This window comes from Chrysiogenia bacterium (assembly GCA_020434085.1).
GTDB lineage: Bacteria > JAGRBM01 > JAGRBM01 > JAGRBM01 > JAGRBM01 > JAGRBM01.
In genome coordinates, this window is sequence record JAGRBM010000326.1 from 1 (window position 1) to 3037 (window position 3037).

Below are 3037 nucleotides of genomic sequence, written 5' to 3' on the forward strand. Positions count from 1 at the left end.
CGGGGGCGACGAGGATGACGTCGATGCCGAAGGGGGCGAGCTCGATGCGCATCACTTCGCTGAGCATGTGAATGGCCGACTTGCTGGCGCAGTAGGCGCCGGCAAAGGGCGTGGGCAGGATGCCCACGGTGCTGCCCACATTGACGATGCGGCCGCTGCCCTGTTTGACCATATGGGGAATGGCCGCCTGGGCCAGCGCCACCGGGCCGACCACGTTGGTCTCCAGCTCGCGCCGGAAGTCGGCCAGGTCGACCTCGGCGAGCGGTCCCACCAGGGAGAAGCCTGCGTTGTTGACCACCATGTCGATGCGGCCTGCGTCTTCGTGGATGAGGTGCACGGCGGCCTTGATGGACTCGCCGTCGTTGACATCCAGCGCCACGGCATCGATGCCCTTGCTCTTCAAATCTTCGAGCGCCTCGGGCCTGCGGGCGCTGGCATAGACCCGGTGCCCGCGCGCGGCCAGCTCCAGCGAGAGCGCGCGCCCGATTCCCGAGGAACAACCGGTGATGAGAATGACCTGATTCTTGAGCATGAGAGCCTCCCGTGCGGGGGCGAGTGTAGCATGTTGGGTGATGGTGCGTGGCAGCATTACGGGATAGAGTGGGCGAATGGGTGGTTGCAGGAAACGAAAGCGAATCGTGATGGCGATTGCCGCGTTTCCGGTTGCCTTGGCGGTCTTCTTTGTGCTTTACGCGCAGGCCCTTTCTTCGATTACCGACACCGACAAAATCGACAAGTTTCGTGCCAGCATCGATGCGCATCTCGACGACTTCCTCGCAGACCGGAACTTCGTACGGCGCAAGGGTGTGTTTCCCGAATACGGAAACGAGCATGACGCAGGGCCGTTCCTGAACCCACGCCTTCGCTGGCAGGACCCGGACGGCGAATATGACGACTATCTGCCGCCGCAAGCGCCCGAGGATCAATGGATCATCCTGCCCGAATCATTGGAAACCTTTCTCGACGAATGCGAAGTCGGCGAGTGGACGCAGCGCCTTGACGAACTCGCCGCCATGGAAGTGGATACGTCCTGGATCGGGAAGCTATCAGGGTTCGACCACTGGGAACTGCTTCGGAGCAGCCCCGCGGCGGCCCTGCTTGGCGAAGATCCCGACGTTGGTCAGGTATCGATCCCACATCCGCGCTGGTCGGCGCTGACCGGACAGGCGCGCGTTCATCTTGCGCGCGGCGTAATCAACGGACGGCTGCGTGAGGCGCTGGCGGAAACACGGCACCTGGCGATGCTCGCCTACTCGACGGAAACCCTGATTGGCGCCACGATTGCCAGTGCCGAACTGGGCTTTGAGGCCCGATTGCATGATTCGCTTGCCGCCCGTGAGGCACTGCCGGAATTCGAATGGAAAGTGCTGGACGAGGCCCAGCGTTTTCAGATTCGCCGTTACGTATTTTCAATGGAAAAGCTCTTTTCGCTGTGGACGCCGCCCGACGTACTGGCGAAAATCTTCGTGCCGGGGTCGCCCGCTGTTTGTTCTGCATTGATGAAGGGCATTGATTCCGCTGCAAGTGCTCGCAAGTTCTTCGAGCCACGCTTCCCGTTCGAATCCGACTACCGGCCGGCGTATGCTTTGCTCGACCGGGTCGTTTCGCGGGTTGGCGCCGACTGCCGGCTCACCCACTTGCGCGAGCGCTGGGAGCGCGCGGCAGCCGATCCCTACTCGGTTCGCTACCCGTTCAGTGAAAAACACGATGTTGATCGCTTCAACGGCATGCTGCTGCCCTATGTCCGGCGGGATTTCGGGATCACCTATTTCCAGCCGTATTCAGAGGCGTTCAGCATCTACAAACCCGATAGCTGAAACTCCGTCCCGATTGGTGTACACTCCCAACCCGGTGAGAGCCATCCCTTCGGTGCAATCGTGCGCGCTGCTTTCCTTTCAATGCTGCTGCTCCTGATCGTCGTCCCCGTTCTGGCCGGGGAGCCCACGATCCGCGTGAAGACTTCCTCGGGGATCAGGAAGATCGGTCTGGAGCGCTACGTGCTCGGCGTGGTCTCGGAAGAGGTCTATCCCGACTGGCCGCTGGAGACGCTCAAGGCGCAGGCGGTGGCATCGCGGACCTACGCGATCGTCCGCATGCGCGAGGCGCGAAAGGCCGGGCGCGGCTGGGATGTGGGCTCGGATACCGGGCACCAGGTGTTCTCGACCAAGCCGGTGGACCCGGGCTCGGGCGTGGCGCAGGCGGTGCGCGCAACGAAGGGCGAGGGCGTCTGCTACGAGGGCGAGCCCATCGAGGCGGTCTTTCACTCCAACAGCGGCGGCGAAACCGAGGACGCCTCGGTGCTCTGGGGAAAGAGCGTTCCGTATTTGAGGCGCGTGAAGAGTCCGTGGAGCGCCGAGGGGCCCAACTACTTCTGGACCGAGGACTTCGACGAAGGCGCCTTTCTCAAAAAGCTCTCGGGCCTTGGCGTGCGCGGCAGCCACGTAACGGAGATCCTCGCCCACGGGCGCGAGGGCTCGGACCGCGTGGACTCCCTGGGGATCGAGACCGACGCCGGTTCCTACGAGGTAAGCGGTAAGGACCTGCGAAGCGCGCTGGGGGCCACGGTGCTGCGCAGCCTGACCTTCCAGGTGCGGCTCGAAGGCGGGCACGTGCGCATCCTGGGCAGCGGCGCCGGCCACGGCGTGGGCATGTGCCAGTGGGGCGCCCGCGGCCTGGCCCTCGAGGGCGTGGGCTACCGGCAGATCCTCTCCACCTACTATCCCGGCACCGATTCCTGCGAACTCTATTGAAGCTGGACCATCTCGTGTAGGGGCGGGTAGACCCCGCCCCTACACTATTTTGGTGGTGGTATCGCATCGGAAACAAAACTGGCTGGACAGCCAGCCGGTTTCTTGATACGATCTCCCCCGCTGGCCGATCCCACTCCTGCGGGAGCGGCCGGCTCTCAGGAAAGCCCCCCGACCGGCGTGCCCGGCACGCGGCGGGGAGGCGCAACGGGCGAGCCGGGTGGCTTTGTCACTCCCCTCAGGCGCCCCGCCGCATCAGGGTCCGCGGCGGGAGAGGGGTGTGAAAAGAA

The 3037-nt window shown here is 64.0% G+C and carries 3 protein-coding genes; 2 read left to right on the top strand and 1 reads right to left on the bottom strand.

Annotated elements, in window-relative coordinates; genetic code table 11:
• The coding region (locus KDH09_11295) for an SDR family oxidoreductase (protein ID MCB0220272.1) at positions 1–532 on the bottom strand (532 nt) is incomplete at its 3' end.
• A gap of 106 nt (positions 533–638) precedes the next feature.
• On the opposite strand from KDH09_11295, the gene KDH09_11300 reads away from it, so the two are divergent.
• On the top strand, positions 639–1817 hold the full coding sequence (locus tag KDH09_11300; GenBank protein ID MCB0220273.1) for a hypothetical protein: 1179 nt from the start codon (positions 639–641) through the stop codon (positions 1815–1817).
• Between the two features lie 81 nt (positions 1818–1898).
• Positions 1899–2750, top strand: coding sequence for a SpoIID/LytB domain-containing protein (locus KDH09_11305; protein ID MCB0220274.1), 852 nt, complete (start codon positions 1899–1901; stop codon positions 2748–2750).
• Positions 2751–3037: the final 287 nt, after the last annotated feature.